The organism is Actinoplanes subglobosus (assembly GCF_042650585.1).
Classification (GTDB): Bacteria; Actinomycetota; Actinomycetes; order Mycobacteriales; family Micromonosporaceae; genus Actinoplanes; species Actinoplanes subglobosus.
In genome coordinates this window covers 15235-29816 of sequence record NZ_JBHSBL010000006.1, presented here as the reverse complement: position 1 = coordinate 29816, position 14582 = coordinate 15235, and the positions used below count along the sequence as shown (strand labels likewise).

General features: G+C 71.4%; 13 protein-coding genes. 6 read left to right on the top strand and 7 right to left on the bottom strand.

Annotated features, from left to right (window positions below):
* Positions 1 to 11: 11 nt before the first annotated feature.
* From ACFO0C_RS06365 to ACFO0C_RS06345, 5 genes are all read left to right on the top strand, one after another.
* Positions 12 to 1772 (top strand): N-acetylglutaminylglutamine amidotransferase, encoded by a 1761-nt coding sequence (locus tag ACFO0C_RS06365; protein ID WP_378065595.1) that lies wholly within the window; start codon positions 12 to 14, stop codon positions 1770 to 1772.
* A gap of 14 nt (positions 1773 to 1786) precedes the next feature.
* Positions 1787 to 3640 (top strand): S9 family peptidase, encoded by a 1854-nt coding sequence (locus ACFO0C_RS06360; protein ID WP_378065594.1) that lies wholly within the window; start codon positions 1787 to 1789, stop codon positions 3638 to 3640.
* A 79-nt stretch (positions 3641 to 3719) separates the two neighbouring features.
* Positions 3720 to 5012, top strand: a complete 1293-nt coding sequence (locus tag ACFO0C_RS06355; protein ID WP_378065593.1) for an MFS transporter — start codon at positions 3720 to 3722, stop codon at positions 5010 to 5012.
* A 79-nt stretch (positions 5013 to 5091) separates the two neighbouring features.
* Entirely contained in the window at positions 5092 to 5826 is a 735-nt protein-coding gene (locus tag ACFO0C_RS06350) for a hypothetical protein (RefSeq protein WP_378065592.1), read from the top strand.
* A gap of 2 nt (positions 5827 to 5828) precedes the next feature.
* Positions 5829 to 6332: a mycothiol transferase gene (locus ACFO0C_RS06345; RefSeq protein ID WP_378065591.1), complete on the top strand. Its 504-nt coding sequence runs from the start codon at positions 5829 to 5831 to the stop codon at positions 6330 to 6332.
* Here ACFO0C_RS06345 and ACFO0C_RS06340 read toward each other — a convergent pair.
* The 5 genes from ACFO0C_RS06340 to ACFO0C_RS06320 all read right to left on the bottom strand — a co-directional run bounded on the left by ACFO0C_RS06340 (position 6324) and on the right by ACFO0C_RS06320 (position 12464).
* A complete protein-coding gene (locus tag ACFO0C_RS06340; protein ID WP_378065590.1) occupies positions 6324 to 7793 on the bottom strand; it encodes an ATP-binding protein in 1470 nt (489 codons plus the stop codon). The two genes, ACFO0C_RS06345 and ACFO0C_RS06340, sit on opposite strands and share 9 nt — an antisense overlap.
* Positions 7794 to 7857: 64 nt before the next feature.
* On the bottom strand, positions 7858 to 9513 hold the full coding sequence (locus ACFO0C_RS06335) for an FAD-dependent oxidoreductase (RefSeq protein ID WP_378065589.1): 1656 nt from the start codon (positions 9511 to 9513) through the stop codon (positions 7858 to 7860).
* 10 nt (positions 9514 to 9523) lie between these two features.
* Positions 9524 to 10663: an NAD(+)/NADH kinase gene (locus ACFO0C_RS06330; protein ID WP_378065588.1), complete on the bottom strand. Its 1140-nt coding sequence runs from the start codon at positions 10661 to 10663 to the stop codon at positions 9524 to 9526.
* A gap of 36 nt (positions 10664 to 10699) precedes the next feature.
* Positions 10700 to 11209, bottom strand: a complete 510-nt coding sequence (locus ACFO0C_RS06325) for an FBP domain-containing protein (RefSeq protein WP_378065587.1) — start codon at positions 11207 to 11209, stop codon at positions 10700 to 10702.
* A 277-nt stretch (positions 11210 to 11486) separates the two neighbouring features.
* Entirely contained in the window at positions 11487 to 12464 is a 978-nt protein-coding gene (locus ACFO0C_RS06320) for a class I SAM-dependent methyltransferase (protein ID WP_378065586.1), read from the bottom strand.
* Positions 12465 to 12953: 489 nt separating this feature from the next.
* On the opposite strand from ACFO0C_RS06320, the gene ACFO0C_RS06315 reads away from it, so the two are divergent.
* A complete protein-coding gene (locus ACFO0C_RS06315; RefSeq protein WP_378065585.1) occupies positions 12954 to 13271 on the top strand; it encodes a molybdate ABC transporter substrate-binding protein in 318 nt (105 codons plus the stop codon).
* Between the two features lie 34 nt (positions 13272 to 13305).
* Here ACFO0C_RS06315 and ACFO0C_RS06310 read toward each other — a convergent pair whose 3' ends face one another.
* The gene (locus tag ACFO0C_RS06310) at positions 13306 to 14013 is read right to left on the bottom strand and encodes an adenosylcobinamide amidohydrolase (RefSeq protein ID WP_378065584.1); all 708 of its coding nucleotides are present in this window, start codon (positions 14011 to 14013) and stop codon (positions 13306 to 13308) included.
* Positions 14014 to 14023: 10 nt separating this feature from the next.
* Positions 14024 to 14563 carry a GNAT family N-acetyltransferase gene (locus tag ACFO0C_RS06305; RefSeq protein WP_378065583.1) on the bottom strand — a complete coding sequence of 180 codons (540 nt, stop codon included), beginning with the start codon at positions 14561 to 14563 and terminating at the stop codon, positions 14024 to 14026.
* Between the last annotated feature and the right edge of the window lie 19 nt (positions 14564 to 14582).

Sequence of the window (14582 nt, the reverse complement as noted above, 5' to 3'; positions counted from 1 at the left end):
AGGAGGATTTTATGTGCGGGATCGCCGGAGAGATCTGTTACGGCGACCGGCGGGCGGACACCGAGGCGATCCGGCGGATGCTGCCCTGTCTCGAGTCCCGGGGCCCCGACGGTGGCGGGCTCTGGGACGGCGGCCGGATCACTTTCGGCCACCGCCGCCTGAAGATCATCGACCTGTCGGAGGCCGGCGCCCAGCCGATGACCGACGAGAGGCTGCGGCTCACCGTGGTCTTCAACGGCTGTATCTACAACTACCGGCAACTGCGTGACGAGCTGACCGGGTACGGCTACACGTTCTTCTCGACGTCGGACACCGAGGTGATCCTCAAGGCGTACCACCGGTGGGGCGCGGACTGCGTCACCCGGTTCCTCGGGATGTTCGCCTTCGCGGTCGCCGAGCACGACACCGGCACGGTCATGCTGGCCCGCGACCGGCTCGGGATCAAGCCGATGTACCTGGCCGAGTCGCCGGGCCGACTGCGGTTCGCCTCGACGCTGCCGGCGCTGCTCGCGGCCGGCGGGGTGGACACCGGCATCGACAAGGTCGCGCTGCACCACTACATGACGTTCCACTCGGTGGTGCCGGCGCCGCGGACCATCCTGTCCGGGGTGCGCAAACTGCCGCCGGCCACGGTCCGGGTGATCCGCGCCGACGGCACGTCGACCGAGCGGGTCTACTGGGAGGCCCGGTTCGACCGATCTCTCGAGGAGGCCGATTGGACCGCGGCGGTACGGGAGAGGCTGCGCCTGGCCGTCGAGCGGCGGATGGTCGCCGACGTGCCGGTCGGGGTGCTCCTGTCCGGCGGGCTGGACTCGAGTTTCATCGTGGCACTGCTGGCCGAGCAGGGTCAGAAGGGGCTCACCACGTTCAGCATCGGGTTCGACTCCGGCGGTGGGGAGAGCGGCGACGAATTCGAGTACTCGGATCTGATCGCCAAGAAGTTCGGCACCGAGCACCACCAGATCAGGATCGGTCAGGACCGGTTCCTGCCGGCGGTGCAGCGGACCGTGGCGGCGATGAGCGAGCCGATGGTGAGCCACGACTGCATCGCCTTCAACCTGCTCAGCGAAGACGTTGCGAAACAGGTCAAGGTCGTGCAATCTGGGCAGGGAGCGGACGAGATCTTCGCCGGCTACAGCTGGTATCCGCCGCTCGCCGGTGTGCCCCGCGACCAGGCCGCCGCGGCCTACGCCAGGGAATTCTTCGACCGCCCGCACAGCGACCTGACACGGCAGCTCAACCCGGCATGGCTGCCGGACGGCGACGTCAGCCGCGCCTTCGTCGAGGAGAGCTTCGCCCGGCCCGGCGCCACCACCGCCGTCGATGCCGCGCTGCGCCTCGACTCGCAGGTGATGCTCGTCGACGACCCGGTCAAGCGGGTGGACAACATGACTATGGCGTTCGGGCTGGAGGCGCGCGTACCGTTCCTGGATCACGAGCTGGTGGAGATCGCGGCGGCCTGCCCGCCCGAGCGGAAACTGGCCCGCGACGGCAAGGGAGTGCTCAAGGACGCGGCCCGCGGGCTGGTCCCGGACGAGGTCATCGACCGGCCGAAGGGCTACTTCCCGGTGCCGGGGATCCGGCACCTGGAGGGCCCGGTGCTCGACCTGGTGCGCGAGGCGTTGCACGCGCCGGCCGCCAGGGAACGTGCGCTGTTCCGCCCGGAGTACGTGGAGGCGCTCCTCGCCGACCCGAACACCCCGCGCACCACGCTCGGGGCGAACCAGTTGTGGCAGCTCGCGCTGCTGGAGATGTGGTTGCAGCAGTTGTAGACAGGGGGAACCTCTTGGAAGGCCAGCTCCACCGCGTCGACGTGACCGTGCTGCCCGCCGGGTGGCATCCGCTCGGATCGGAGATCGCCGGCAACTGGTCGCCGGCGCTGTCACCGGACGGACGGCACATGGCGTACGTCTCCGACCGTGGCGGTGTGCCCGCCGTCTGGGTGCAACCGGTCGGCAGCGAGCTGGCCTTCCGCGTCGGCACCGGGCCCGAGCCGGTCTCGGCGGTGCGATGGTCGTCCGGCGGCGGGTGGCTGGCCTGCCAGATCGCCCCCGGCGGCGCGCCGCGGCAGGAGGTGTGGCTGGTCCGGCCGGACGGCTCCGACCTGCACCAGGTCGCCGGGTTCGGTGCCGACACCGCGGACAACATGCGGTGGCTGCCCGGGCGGCCGGTCCTCGCCCTCACCGAGAACCTCACGACCGCCGTCCTGATCGACGTCACGGCCGGGACCAGGACGGTGGTCACCGCGGGCGATCTGGTCACCCTTCTCGACGTGGACCCGGCGGGACGCTTCGCGCTTCTGCGGTACGGTCCCCGCGGCGCCCGCCAGATCATGCTGCGTGACCTGGCCCTCGGCACGGAGAAACCGGTCACCCGAGGCGAGCGGGCGATCTTCAGCCCCGGTGGTGGCTGCGTCTACGCCCTGAGCCAGGACGGCGAGTTCCCCGCCCTGCTCCGGATGGCCGGCGACGCCGTCGAGGTGCTGGCCCAGTCCCCGCGCTCCCTCTCCGACCTTCCTGGCTCCCCCTCCGGCCTCCCGCACCCCACCTCCGACCTTCCCGGCTCCCCCTCCGGCCTCCCGCGGGAGATCGAGGACTTCGCGGTGACGGCCGATGGCCGTACCGCCGCGTTGTTGTGGAACGTCCGGGGCGGCGAATCGGAGGTCGCGCTGATCGATCTGGACCACGACGGTGATCGCGGCCCGGTCGCCGTCGCGCCGCTGCCCGGTCCGGTGGCCGGCGACCTGGTGTGGAATTTCGACGGATCAGCACTCGGGTTCACCGCCGAGGGACCGGGGCAGCCGCACGGCGTCTGGGTGTGGCGGCGCGGCACCCGACGGGTCGAGGCGGTCTCCGCGGAGCCGGCGTCGCCCGGCGCGATCCGTCCCGAGCTGCGGGCCTTCCCGGCGCACGACGGCCTGACACTGACCGGCTGGCTGTTCACGCCGCGCACCCCCGGCCCCCATCCCACCGTGGTGTGGCTGCACGGCGGCCCGGAGGCGCAGGAACGTCCGGGCCACGGCCCGCTCTTCCAGTCGCTGACCGACCGGGGCATCGCTGTCTTCGCCGCCAACGTGCGCGGTTCGTCCGGTTTCGGGCGCTCGTTCGTCGACGCCGACAACGGTGCGCTGCGGCACGCCGCGATCGAGGACGTCCGGACCTGCGTGGAGTATCTGCGCGGCGCCGGGATCGCCGGCCGGATCGGCGTGATGGGCCGCTCCTACGGTGGCTATCTCACGCTGGCCGCGCTGACCTGGTTCCCCGGCCTGTTCGACGTCGGCGTCGACATCTGCGGCATGTCGGACTTCGCCACCTTCTACCACCACACCGAGCCGTGGATCGCGTCGGCGGCGGTGAGCAAATACGGTCACCCGGTCCACGACGCCGCACTGCTGCGCGAGCTGTCCCCGATCCACCGGATCGACCGGCTGCGCGCTCCGCTGCTGGTGGTGCACGGCGCCAACGACTCGAACGTCCCGGTGATCGAGGCCGAACAGGTGGTCGCCGCCCTGGCCGCCCGCAACCACCCACACCGCTATCTGCTCTTCCCCGGCGAGGGTCACGAACTGCTGCACCGGGCGGCCCGGGCCGAGTTCCTCCGCGAGACCCTCAGCTGGCTGGAGACGCACCTTACTGAGTGAGAAGACGCACGTTGCCGGGGGTGTGGGTAACGGAGAAGGGTGGTAGGCGCACGTTACCCGGCACTGTGGAAGGCGTCTGATGGCCCTGCGTCTGATGGCCCTGCGTCCCTGGGCGGTGTGGGCCGCCGGCCTGGCCGCGTACACGGTGGCGGTGCTGCACCGCAGTTCGCTCGGGGTGGCCGGGCTCGACGCCCAGGAGCGGTTCGGGGTCGGTGCGAGCGCGCTGGCCGTCTTCGCGGTCCTTCAACTGCTCGTCTACGCCGGGCTGCAGATCCCGGTGGGACTGCTGCTGGACCGGTTCGGGTCGTTGCGTCTCGTGCTGGCCGGGGCCACGGTGATGGCGTCCGGTCAGGTGCTGATGGCGTTCACCGACGGCCTGGGCGGGGCGATCCTGGCCCGGGTGCTCGTCGGCGCGGGTGACGCGATGACGTTCATCAGCGTGCTGCGCCTGGTGCCGCACTGGTTCCCGGCGAGACGGGTTCCCGTGCTCACCCAGTTGACAGGGCTCATGGGGCAGCTGGGGCAGGTCCTCTCGGCCGTGCCTCTCGCCGCTGTGCTCGCCGGGGCGGGCTGGACGACCGCGTTCCTCGGCACCGCCGGTGTCGGGGTGTTCGTGGCGCTGGTGGCGCTGGCCACTCTGCGGGACACTCCGGAGCGGCGGGTCAGTGGCGCGTCGGTGAGCTGGCAGCGGCTCGGCACCGACCTGGGCAGCTCATGGCGGCACCCGGGCACCCGGCTGGGGCTGTGGGCGCATTTCACCACCCAGTTCACCGGCACGGTGTTCGCGCTGATGTGGGGTGTGCCGTTCCTGGTCGCCGGGCAGGGGCTGAGCCGGGCCACGGCCGGTGTGCTGCTGACCGTGTTCGTGGTGACCGGCATGCTGGCCGGCCCGGTCCTCGGCATGCTCACCCAGCGGCACCCGCTGCGCCGGTCCTGGCTCGTGCTGGGCATCGTGGCGATCAACATGACGGCGTGGGCGGTGGTGATCGCGTGGCCCGGGCGGGCTCCGCTGCCGCTGCTGGTGGCCCTGGTGATCGCTCTCGGCCTGGGCGGCCCGGGTTCGATGATCGGGTTCGACTTCGCCCGCAGCTTCAACCCGCCGAGCCGGCTCGGCACGGCGACCGGTGTGGTCAACGTGGGCGGGTTCGTGGCGTCGCTCGTGACGATCGAGCTGATCGGCCTGATCCTCGACTACCGCACCGGCGGCGGTAACGACTATCACATCGACGATTTCCGGGTCGCGATGTCGGTGCAGTTCCTGGTGGCCGCGGCCGGTGTCGCGGGCATCCTGCGGACCCGGCGGCTGACCCGGCGTCACGTCGCGGCCGAGACGGCGGGTTTAGCGACCTCCACGGAGGTAAAGGCTTCCTGATCCGCGCACAACGACGTCCGACGAACCGCGCGTGTGGACGCGCGGGACGGCGCGGTCGGAGAGCAGGGGTCAGGAGGATATGTCTGAGCAGGCAGCGGGCCGTTTCTGGTCCGGTATCGATGTTCCGAAGACGGTCGCGGGCACGCTCGCGGCCGTCTCGGCGGCGGTTCTCGGCTCGTTCCTCGGGGTCGCGGGCACGCTGATCGGGGCGGCGCTGGCGAGTCTGATCAGTTCGATCGGGACGGAGATCTATCACCGGTCGATCAACCACGGTACGAAGCGGCTGCAGTCGGCGTTCGTGATCGCCCCCGCCGCGGTCGGCACACCATCGGTCGAGGCCGCCGACGCTTCCGGCGAGGTCGCCTCCACCAGCGCGGCCACGACCGGGAGCACAGCCGACCGCAGGATCCATTGGAAGCGGATCGCGCTCGTCACCGGCGCCTTCTTCCTGCTGGGGATGGGTGTGCTGACGACGGCGGAGATGTTCGCCGGCCGGTCGGCGGCGGATGTGACGAGCGGCCGCGACACCGGCAGCCCGACCATCCTGTTCGACACCGCCGGTGCGAACAGCGACGACGACCAGCAGCAGCCGGTCGTGACCCCGTCGGACAGCCCCGCCACCGGCACGACGACCGAGGCACCGGCACCCACCGGCCCGGCCGCCACCGCCACCACCACCCCGGCCGAGCCGGCCCCGACGACCGAGGGCCCGGCGGCGACGACCCCCGCGGAGACCGGGGCTCCGGAGCAGAATGAGACCGGCGGCGGAAGCGGCACGGAGCAGGAGCAGCCGGCCGAGACCACAGGAGAGTGAGCATGGACGTCCGGGACATCCTGAAGGACGGCTACGGCCGGTTGCCGGAGACGATCGAGGCCGCCGTCCGTGATCTCACGCCCGAGCAGCTGCGCTGGGCACCGCGAGCGGGGGCCAACTCGATCGGCTGGCTGGTCTGGCACCTGACGCGGGTCCAGGACCACCATCTCACCGCGGTCATCGGTGGCGAGCAGATCTACGTCACCGGTGACTGGGGGCCACGGTTCGGGTTGAAGAGCGATCCGGACGACACCGGGTACGGGCACACCGCCGACCAGGTGCGGACAGTCGCGCCGGAGAGCTGGCAGACCCTCACCGGTTACTTCGGGGCCGTGCTCACCCGTACCGTCGCGTGGTTGGAGACATTGACCCCCGCGGACCTGGACCGGATCGTCGACCGTGCCTGGGATCCGCCGGTGACCCTCGGGGTCCGCCTGGTCAGCGTGCTGGACGACGACGCCCAGCACGCCGGACAGGCGGCCTATGTGCGCGGGATCCTAGGCTGACGCCGGTTCGGAGAACGGCAGCCTGATCAGGAAGCGGGTGTCGCCGGGCTGCGACTCCACCTGGATGTCACCGCCGTGGCCGTTGACCACGATGCGGTACGAGATGTCCAGGCCCAGCCCGGTGCCCTCACCCACCGCCTTCGTGGTGAAGAACGGCTCGAAGATGCGTTTGCGCACCTCGGGCGTGATGCCGGGGCCGGTGTCACCGACCGAGACGACAAGCCGGTCGTCGTCCCGGAAGGTACGGATCGTCAGCGTCCCGGCCCCGCTCATGGCCTGGACCGCGTTGTCGATGATGTTGGTCCAGACCTGGTTGAGCTCGGCCGGATGAGCCGGGATCTCGGGCAGGTCGCGGTCGTACTCCTTGACCACCCGCACCCCCTCGCCGATCTTGTGACCGAGCATGACCAGCGTGCTGTCCAGGCCGACGTGCACGTCGATCCACTGGTGGGCGGCCCGGTCCACGTGGGAATACTGTTTGGCCGCGTGCACCAGGCTGGACACCCGGCCGGTGGCGTCCTCGATGTCGCTCATCAGCTGCTCGGTCTCCAGGGCGTAACCGATCCAGTGGATCGCCTGGTCCAGCAGCTCCGGGGAGCCGAGCCGGGACTCCAGCTCGGTGAGGCACTCGGTGTCGATACCGCCCTGCGCGAAGACCGGAGCGACGTCCCAGCCGCTGGTGATGTTCCGATCGTCCATCCAGTCGCCGAGCTCGTCCTCCAGGTCGGCGGTCTGCATGGCGGTCAGCGCCGGAGCCTTCGCGGCCCGTTCGATGACCTCCTCCTGCAACTCGAGCAGGGCCACCAGCCGGTCCGGGGCGACCTTGCCGGCGGCCAGCTTGCCGAGTTTCATCCGCATGGCGGCGACCCGCTGACGCAGCGCACTCGTGGCCCGGGCCGCGGCGGCGGCCGGATTGTTCAGCTCGTGCATGAGACCGGCCGACAGGGCACCGAGTGCGGCCAGGCGCTGCCGCTCGCCGATCGCCGCCTGGGAGCTGCGCATCCCCAGGGCGAGGCCTTCGAGCAGGTGGATCGCCATCGGGAACCAGTCACGCATGAGCGAGCCGAAGTCGTCGGCGGACAGCACGAAGAACTCGGCGTCGGTGATCGCCCGCATCGACGCCTGATAGGTGCGGGGCACCCCGTCCTCCCGCAGGTACGCCTGGGTCGCACCCATGTAGACGCCACGCTGCTCGGTCCGGGTGGTGGTGACCTCGTCCTGCCCGACCCGCCGGGTCAGCGTGATCGTGCCGTGCAGCAACACGAAGAACGAGACGGCCGGGTCGCCCTCGCGCAGCACCAGGCCGCCGCCGGGAACCCGCATGGTGCAGCCGTGCTCGGCGAGCCAGGCCAGCTGCTCGTCGGTGAGCTTGGCGAAGAGGAAGAGCGAACGCAGGTCCCCGGTGGTGAGCCGGCCGGGCTCGCAGGGTTCGAGACGGATCTCGTCGGTGGTGTCGGACATGATTACTGAGCCCTCCGGTCATGCCCTCGCGGCCCTTGCTTCGCTGCGGTGCACTCGGTCATGACTATGCCTCCAGATAGCGGTGGACCAGCGCGACGGCCATCGCACCCTCGCCGACCGCCGAGGCCACCCGTTTCACCGAGCTGGCCCGGACGTCGCCGGCCGCGAAGATGCCGGGGACACTGCTCTCCAAGTAGAACGGATCCCGGTCCCGATCCCATCCCCGCGGACGCTCCCCGTTCGCCAGCAGATCGGTGCCGGTCCGGATGAAGCCCTTGTCGTCCCGGAGAAGGGTGTCACCGAGCCAGTCGGTCCTCGGCTCGGCCCCGATGAACACGAACAGGTAGCCGCACTCGACTGTCGCCTTCGTCCCGTTCTTGCTGTCGCAGATGGTGATCGCCTGCAGGTGGCCATCACCCTGCGCGCCGATCACCTCGCAACGGGTCCGCACCTCGATGTTCTCCACCTGCGCCAGCTGCTGGATCAGGTAGTACGACATCGACGCCTCGAGCGAGTCGCCGCGGACCAGCAGGGTGACGCGGCGGGCGTACCGCGAGAAGAACAGTGCCGCCTGACCGGCCGAGTTGGCGCCGCCGACGATGTAGACGTCGGTGCCGGCGCAGGCCGGCCCCTCGGTGGCGGCCGAGCCGTAGAAGACACCCGACCCGGTCAGGCCGGCGACACCCTCGGCGACCAGCGGACGGTACGACACACCGGTCGCCAGCAGCACGGCGTGCGCCGACACCTCGCCCCCGTCGGCGAAGGTGAGCGTGCGGGCCGACCCGTCGGTACGCAGCCCGACGACCTCACGGGTGCTGATCGTCTCGGCGGCGAACTTGTCGGCCTGCCGCCGGGCCCGGTCGGTGAGCTGGGCGCCGGAGATGCCGTCCGGGAAGCCCAGATAGTTCTCGATCCGTGAGCTCTGACCGGCCTGCCCGCCGACCGCCTGCCGCTCGATCAGCAGCGTCTTCAGGCCCTCCGACCCGCCGTAGACGGCGGCGCCCAGCCCGGCCGGCCCACCGCCGACGATGATCAGGTCGTAGAAGTCGCGCCCCGGATTGGTGGAGAGCCCGGCCACCTCGGCGACCTCCTGCACGCTCGGCCGGGACAGCGCCCGCCCGTCGGCCGTCACCACGAGCGGCACCGCCTCCGGCCCGGCCTCGGCCGCCTCCAGCAGGCGGCGGCCCTCCGGCTCGTCGGCGCCGAAATATTTGTACGGCACCAGGTTGCGGGCCAGGAAGTCACGGATCTGGAAGGACGGCTCGCTCCACCGGTGCCCGACCAGGCGGATGTCCGGCAGCTCCTGCTCGCCGGTCGCCTCCCAGGAGTCGAGCAGCGAGTCGAGCACCGGATAGAGCTTCTCCTCCGGCGGGTCCCACGGCTTCAGCAGGTAGTGATCGACGTCGACCAGGTTGATCGCCTGGATCGCGGCGTCGGTGTCGGCATAGGCGGTGAGCAGTGCCCGCCGCGCGTGCGGGAACAGGTCCATCGCCTGCTCCAGGAACTCGATGCCGTTCATCTGCGGCATCCGGTAGTCGGCGAGGATCACCGCGACCCGCCCGCCGCGCAGTTTCAGCTCGCGCAGCACCTCCAGGGCCTCGTCGCCGGAGGAGGCGCGGACCACCCGGTACCGGTCGGCGTAGCGGCGGCGCAGGTCACGTGCGATGGCGCGGGAGACGGACGGGTCGTCGTCGACCGTGAGGATCGCGGCTTGGCCCATTGATCTGTCCTCAGCTCTCGGAATGGCGTTCGAGATAGCCCGCCACGAACGGGCAGGTGGCGATGACCGTGAGATCGCGTGACCGGGCGGCGGCGAGAGCGGCGGCGGCCAGGCGGCCGGCCAGCCCACGACCCGAGAACGCCTGGTCGATCTCGGTGTTCAGTAGCTCGATCTGTCCGGGTTTCATGGCGTATTCGAGTGTTCCAACGGTCTCTCCGCTGATCAGCACCTCGTAACGATGACGCTCGAAACTGTCGACGACCACCGCGTCCGCCGGATCGAGCGCGACCGCCGACGCGCTGCCCTCCACCCGCAGCTTGCGACGGGCCCGCTCATAGAACGAGGTACGGCCGAAACGGATCACCCGGGCAGCCTCCCGGACCGGGGTGATCTCCAGCCGGTCCCCGGCCGAGGCGTGCCCCTCGATGATCCCGTCCACCTCGATCGCCAGCCGTCCACTGGTCGGCAGCACATCCAGCGCCAGCTGCTCCGACGTGTCCACCACCAGCGACCGGTTGAACGACGAATGCGCCGCCGCCGCGGACACGATCAGCGCCTGCACGTTCGGCGAGACGATCGGGCCACCCGCGGAGAAGCTGTACGCCGTCGACCCGGTCGGCGTCGACACGATCACCGCGTCCGCCGCGTAGTTGACGAAACCACTGCCCTCCACCCGGATGCCGACCGCCGCCAGCCCGTGCCCCGGCACCCGGACCAGGGCGACATCGTTGAACGCCGACACCACCCGCCCGTCCGGCAGCGTGGTGCGCACCGCGGTCCGCGACTCGATCGTGAAACGGTGCTCGTCGATCGCCGACAACGCGTCCCCGAGCCCCGCCAGATCCACCTCGGCGAGAAACCCGAGCCGCCCCACGTTCACCCCGAGGACCGGCGTCTCCCGCCCCTCGACCAGGCGCATCGTGCGCAGCATCGTCCCGTCGCCGCCGAGACTGACGAGCAGCCCCGCCCGCTCCACCATCTCCTCGGCCCCGACCGCCACCGCCGTGCAACCGTTGATCCGGCTCACCTCATCGGGCAGACCGAGAACGGTCACCCCACGCTCGGCGGCCCAGCCGGTGATCGCCTCGATCGCGGAGCCGCAGTCGCGCCGCGGATGCAGCACCAGCCCGACAACCTTGACCATGCCCATGCGGGCAAGCCTTCCATGCCGGCGGCACGAATCACATCAGCCCGCCGCCACCCGCGCGGTGAACGCCGTGAGGTTCGTCATGGCCCGATCGATCCGCTCGGCCAGAGTCAGCGTCTCCTCCCGTTTCACCAGGCGCATCCGCGGCTGCCGCCGCCCCCGCAGATACAGCGAACAGGCCAGGTCAGCGCAGAGATACTCACCGACACTGTTGCCGTTGCGCCCGGCCGCACCCGCCAGCGGCGCGACGAACAACGCCACCCCCGACGACGCGTGATCGGTCAGGCAGACACGGCACATGCTGGACCGCATCGCGCTCGCCCGCCGCGGCTCGGGCCGGCGCAGCACCAGCCCGGTCAGACGGTCACCGTCCGGCACGACCAGCAGAGCCCGCAACGGCGCACCCGGGTCGGTCCAGCCGAGAAAATCCAGATCGCTCCAGGGAATGTCGCCGCCCGAAAAACCGGCCGGCATCCGGATCCGGGCGGCCTCGCCACGGCTGCAGTTCACGAAAGAGCCCCGGATCTCCTTCTCGTCAAGCGCGCGCATTCCGGCGACGCTATCGACCGGGCCGCCGCCGGTCATCCGCTTTTCCCACCCCCGCTCACCAATCCGTTCCCCGGCGTCTCCCCCACCCGCCCGGTCTCGACCGGCCCACCCACCGGAAGCGGTGGCCGATCGGGCAAGATCCGGCGGGGAGGTCACCGGCTGTCGTCGTGTGTGCACTCGTCACCGCGGTGGCGCGGTCGGCCTCCGCCGTCGCCCGACCATCGGCCGTGCACCGGGGGGCGGCCGCACCGATGGCCCCGAACGCGGCGGGGTCGGGTCAACGACGGGTGGCCAACGCCAGGAAACGGTCGGGGATGTCCTCGTAGCGGTGTAGGTGCCACCCTGCGGTGGCCAGCAACGGGCCGAGGCGTTCTTCGGAGAGGGGCTCGCCGGGGCGCAGGGTCCGGCCGTGGCGGGCGGCCAGCTGGGCTCGGCCGGTGGGGTGGAAGATCGCCAGGGTGCCGCCGGGGCGGGTCACCCGGGCCAGTTCGGTCAGGCCCGCTACCGGGTCGGGGAGATGGTGGACAAGGCCGGCCGCGAAGATCACGTCGGCCGCGGCGTCGGTGACCGGGAGGTGGCGGGCGTCGGCGAGCAGCAGGGTGGCGCATTCGTCGCGGGCGGCGGCTCGGGCCGCGCTGAGCATGCCGGGGGTGAAGTCGAGACCGGCGACCCGGCCGGTGGGGCCGACGGCGGCGGCCAGGGCGGGCAGCGCACGGCCGGTGCCGCAACCGATGTCCAGGACGACGTCGCCCGGTCGCACCCCGGCCAGCCGGACCGCCTCCGTGTAGCGCGGGATGTCGTCGCCGAACTTCGTGTCCCAGTCGGCGGCGCGGGCGGCGAAGAACGCCCGGCTCTCCGACAGGTACCACCGGTCCACGTGGGCCAGGTCGGGATGCACGTGCCGGATCACCGGCCAGTCGGGGTCACGGTGGTCGATGACGACCTGGGCACGACGTTCGCCGTCGCCCTCGGCGAACCGGTGGCGGGGGCCGCCGCGCAGATACACCAGGATGCGGTCGGTGGCCGGCTCCAGGACGTTGAGCGCCGAGTCGGACAGCCCTCCGCCGGGGCCGATCAGACCGAGCACCGCGTCGACGCTCCAGGCGCGTGCCGTGGACGGGAACGCGGCGGCGAGACGGGACGCGAACTTCGCCGCGGCACCCGGATCGCCGCCGTCGACGATCACGGTGAGCGGGGCACGCGGCGCCAGGACCTCGGCGAGCAGTGCGGTGACTTCGGCGATGCGTTCCGGCACGACCCCAGCATGACGTCGGGGTGTGACGTGCGCAACGGCGGAAGGGTGGCACTTTTTGTGCCGATTTGACGCTCACGGGACGAGGTGGATCTGCACATTCCCGAAGACCCGCCACAGAGCGGTCGGAACGCCGACAGCCCGGCCGTCCCCCGGAACCGGCCGGCGGGGACCGGAGTCGTAGCGATGACATCGGAGGCCGCGGACATCGCCGAACCCGGCGGTTCCGCATGCAGTGAGCGGAGGGGAACGATGCGGGGACTCGTCACCGTCCTGATGGCCGGCGTGCTGGCAGCCGGAGGTTGCGCAGGGGCGTCACCGGGGACGAACGACACGGGACCGGGCGGCGGACCCGGACCGGGCGCGTCGGCGGGCGGCGGACAGAGACAGGGCGACGGAGCCGGGAACGGGACGGCTGGCGGAACCGGGAACGGCGACGGGACCGGGACGGGTGACGGGGCCCAGGCGGGGCTCGTCGAGCTCAAGGTGGCCGTGGACGAGTCGCTGGCCGAGGCGTTCGTCGAGGTGGAGCGCGGGTTCGAGGCGCAGTATCCGAATGTCGAGGTCGTTCTCTCGTACGGCGAAGGGCTGGATCTGGCCGATCGCATCGCCGGCGGTGCGGCCGCGGACGTCTTCGCCAGCGACGATCCTTCTGCGGTGCAGAGGGTGGGTCTCAACGCCGAGCCGGTCGCGGTCGGGCGGGTGAGCCTGGTGCTGGTGAAGCCCGGGAAGGGCGCCGATCTCGTTGCTTTCGTCCGGGACGGCGCGGGTCGGCGGATCCTGATCGATTCCGGCCTGGCTCGGCCCTAGGAATGATCGGCCCAGGGATGACCCCCCCGGGCGCTCAGGAACGGGCCGCGCGGTCCGACCAGGACCGTCCGGTGGCCAGGTTGACCGCGCCGCCGTCGAGGACCGCCCGGTGCACGGCGCGGGCGAGCGGCGCGCCCCACCGCGACCGCGGCCCTCCGTAGGCGGCCGGCGGGCCGTCGAGCGGGCAGAGCACACAGACCGCGTCGGTGGCCGTCCCGGTGGCGGCGAGCCCGAGGTCGGTGAGGGCCTGCGCCTTGGCCTCGGTGGCGGTGGCGACCGCGTTGATCAGCGCGCCGTCGGCGAGGCGCTGCGGCACCCAGACGACGATGTTGACGGTGCCGGGGCGGTGATCGACGCCGGACCCGGAATCGGCAGCGGGGCGGTGATCGAAACCGGACTCAGCCGACGCCGCCTGGATCGGGGCGCCGAGACCGACGGTGGCGTGGACCTGGACGTCGTCGTCGCGGACGTGAACGGCGTCGGCCACGTCGACGCCGGTGAGCAGCCCGATCCCGGGGCCGGTCAGGCCGAGGCCGGCGGCGAGCGAGGCCAGGTGGGCGTCCGGGTCGGGGCGGGCGTAGGACATCGCGACCGACGCGTTGATCAGCCATTCCCGGGGGCCGGCACCGCCGCCGAGGACGGCGCTGGAGACGGCGAGCAGCGGTTCCGGGAAGCGCCAGAGCAGCAGGGGGACGTCGAGGCCGTCCTCCCGGCGATGGGTCAGCGACGGTTCGGCGAACACGGCCGGCTATCTACTTCCACTCGGAGGCGAGGACGGCCCAGATCTCGGTGTCGTTGCGGACACCGTTCCACGGGTAGGCCTCGCGCAGCAGCGCCTCCCTGGTCATGCCGAGCCGGCGGGCCACGTCGGAGCTGTTGGTGTTGTCGGGGTTGCAGTGCCACTCGGCGCGGTGCAGGCCCCGGGTCCGGAAGGCCCAGTCGATCAGCACCCGGGCCGCCCGGGTGACCAGGCCACGGCCGGTCGCCGACGGCTCCAGCCAGACGCCGAGCTCACAGTTGCCGACCTTGGCGTCGAACGCCACGAACATGGTGCCGCCGACCAGGACCCCGTCGAGCCAGATGCCGAACAGCCGCTGCCTGTCCTTGGCGGCGTTGTCCGCGTACCGCTGGAGGGTCGCGGTGGCGCTGGCCAGGTCGGTGCTGACGCTCGCCCAGGGGATCCACGGGTCGAGCGTGGCACGGGCCCGGTCCATGTGGGCCAGGAACTCCTCCGCCTGCCACGGTTCGAGTGGGCGAAGCTGGGCACTTTCGGTCAGGTCGACACTGAACATCGCAGAAGCGTAACGGCGC

Excerpts from the sequence above, each read along its gene's own strand:
- ACFO0C_RS06335 (WP_378065589.1), bottom strand. The coding sequence starts at position 9,513 with ATGGGCCAAGCCGCGATCCTCACGGTCGACGACGACCCGTCCGTCTCC.
- ACFO0C_RS06305 (WP_378065583.1), bottom strand. The coding sequence starts at position 14,563 with ATGTTCAGTGTCGACCTGACCGAAAGTGCCCAGCTTCGCCCACTCGAA.
- ACFO0C_RS06340 (WP_378065590.1), bottom strand. The coding sequence starts at position 7,793 with ATGTCCGACACCACCGACGAGATCCGTCTCGAACCCTGCGAGCCCGGC.
- ACFO0C_RS06350 (WP_378065592.1), top strand. The coding sequence starts at position 5,092 with ATGTCTGAGCAGGCAGCGGGCCGTTTCTGGTCCGGTATCGATGTTCCG.
- ACFO0C_RS06365 (WP_378065595.1), top strand. The coding sequence starts at position 12 with ATGTGCGGGATCGCCGGAGAGATCTGTTACGGCGACCGGCGGGCGGAC.
- ACFO0C_RS06325 (WP_378065587.1), bottom strand. The coding sequence starts at position 11,209 with ATGCGCGCGCTTGACGAGAAGGAGATCCGGGGCTCTTTCGTGAACTGC.
- ACFO0C_RS06355 (WP_378065593.1), top strand. The coding sequence starts at position 3,720 with ATGGCCCTGCGTCTGATGGCCCTGCGTCCCTGGGCGGTGTGGGCCGCC.
- ACFO0C_RS06345 (WP_378065591.1), top strand. The coding sequence starts at position 5,829 with ATGGACGTCCGGGACATCCTGAAGGACGGCTACGGCCGGTTGCCGGAG.
- ACFO0C_RS06330 (WP_378065588.1), bottom strand. The coding sequence starts at position 10,663 with ATGGGCATGGTCAAGGTTGTCGGGCTGGTGCTGCATCCGCGGCGCGAC.